The sequence below is a fragment of the Acinetobacter lwoffii genome (genome assembly GCF_024129595.1).
GTDB classification, from domain to species: domain Bacteria; phylum Pseudomonadota; class Gammaproteobacteria; order Pseudomonadales; family Moraxellaceae; genus Acinetobacter; species Acinetobacter lwoffii_O.
In genome coordinates this window covers 1-302 of sequence record NZ_JAMXXS010000115.1, presented here as the reverse complement: position 1 = coordinate 302, position 302 = coordinate 1, and the positions used below count along the sequence as shown (strand labels likewise).

Genomic DNA, 302 nt, shown 5'->3' with positions numbered 1-302 from the left:
TGGGGACTTAGCTTAGTTGGTAGAGCGCCTGCTTTGCACGCAGGAGGTCAGGAGTTCGACTCTCCTAGTCTCCACCATACATTCCTTCGGAATGTATAAAGACAAAAGCTAATAAATAGACAATCAGTTGATTGTTAGTTTAGTCCTTAAGCGATCAAGTGTTTAGATCCTAGAGATTAACAAGTACAAGCGTTATGATACGCGCACTTGATAACCTCTGTGATTTATCACAGTTTCCTGACCTGACGAAGGCTGGAAAAATCATTAACAGAATATATTTGAGTTGAAATAATTTGTTCAAA

1 tRNA gene is annotated in these 302 nt (G+C 39.1%); it reads left to right on the top strand.

The features are described 5' to 3' along the window. Position 1 precedes the first annotated feature (1 nt). Positions 2-77, top strand: a tRNA-Ala gene (locus NI466_RS15870). Positions 78-302: the final 225 nt, after the last annotated feature.